The sequence below is a fragment of the Streptococcus hyointestinalis genome (assembly GCF_041225505.1).
In the GTDB taxonomy this organism is placed as follows: Bacteria; Bacillota; Bacilli; order Lactobacillales; family Streptococcaceae; genus Streptococcus; species Streptococcus hyointestinalis_B.
Genome location: NZ_JBCLSK010000086.1, coordinates 1 through 1639, shown reverse-complemented (window position 1 = coordinate 1639; position 1639 = coordinate 1). Strand labels below are relative to the sequence as shown.

Here is a 1639-nt window from a genome sequence, read left to right as displayed (position 1 = left end):
TCAATTCGTGATGGTTTTGAGTTTATGATACGCAAGTTTTTTTATTATTTCTACAATTAACTAGCACAACGGGTAATTGACAATTTTAATAATTTTATATCCTATTTTTATATATTATAAAATTATTAAGACTAAGCTTGACTCAGCTCGTAATTGATTGAATATTCTTTCTATTGTAGCTCTTTTGCACAACTTTTTGACAGGAAAAAGTGAGCTGTCTTTTTAGCACACACTTTTTTTTGACAAAAAATGGAGCAGAGATAAACTCTGCTCCATTTTAATCTGCTTGATAGCCACAAGTGCCATCCACATAAGTCGCTTTGAGGTTAAAATCCTCATCAAGCACAATGAAATCTGCGGCTCTGCCTTTTTCTAAACGCCCACAATAAGCGTCAATCTTGGCAGATTTTGCTGCCACTTGAGTCGCCATCTGAATCGCTTCATGTGGAGTGGCAATGCCCCAGTTGATGATATTTTGGACAGCGTCTTTAAGTTCCAAAATAGAACCAGCTAGATTGCCACCGTCTTTTAAGCGTACTGTGCCATCCTTGACAACGACAGGAAACTCACCTAGCATGTAGTCCCCATTTTCTCTACCACCAGCACTCATGCAGTCCGTGATAAGAGCGACATGCTCACACCCCTTGTGCTGCATGAGGATATGACAAGCCGCTGGGTGCACATGGTGCCCATCACAAATCAGCTCCGCATAAGTCCCATCTAAATCAAGCACAGCACCAACCATACCAGGCTCACGGTGATTGAGCCCACGCATGCCGTTGTAAGCATGCACCCAGACATCTGCTCCAGCGTCAACCGCTGCTTTTGCTTCAGCATAGGTCGCATTGGAGTGACCAAGAGCCACAACCACGCCTTGCTTGGTCAACTCACTGATAAAATGCGACACGCCTTCACGCTCTGGAGCTACTGCAATCTTGGTCAAGAGCCCACCAGCCGCTTTTTGCCAAGTGGCAAACTCTTCTAAGCTAGGGTCTCGCATATAGTCTGGATTTTGAGCGCCCTTGTGCTCTTCTGTAAAGAAAGGACCCTCAAAGAAAATTCCTTGAATTTTAGCGCCATCTTCGTTCCCTTTGACGCTGGCAATAGTACGGCAAATGTCCTCTAGCGTCTCAAAAGAAGCGGTCAGCGCTGTTGGTAGAAACGATGTCACACCTGTAGATAGCAGCGCCTTACTCATTTCTTTTAGTCCTTCAGCCGAATTGTCCATGACATCATGCCCAGCAAAGCCGTGGATGTGCGTGTCCACTAGGCCTGGGGCGATACTCATCCCTGTGTAGTCAAGGACCTCTTTACCTTCTTCAATGCTATCTACCCACTCACCAAAACAGCCGTTTTGAACTTGCAAATAGCCTGCTGGTTTGACCTCTGTTGGATAGTAAAATGCATCTGCTTTAATGTAATACATAAGAAAACCTCTCATTTTTAGCATTCATCGCAAACTTCTTGACACTCTCAAATCTCCGAAAAGGTTTTGAAAACCCATACATCATTTTATTATACGCTTTTCTCATTTTTGAGACAAGAAAAAAAGAGACACTTGGTGGCACTGCACCCTTATAATGGGACACAAGAAAAACACATTCATGAGGCCAGTTTTCTGTACTTTACAGGAGACTGG

1 protein-coding gene is annotated in these 1639 nt (G+C 43.6%); it reads right to left on the bottom strand.

The annotated features are described in order from the left end of the window. Positions 1-277: 277 nt before the first annotated feature. Complete coding sequence (gene nagA, locus AALA56_RS10020; protein ID WP_369909890.1) at positions 278-1426, bottom strand: N-acetylglucosamine-6-phosphate deacetylase; 1149 nt, start codon at positions 1424-1426, stop codon at positions 278-280. Positions 1427-1639: the final 213 nt, after the last annotated feature.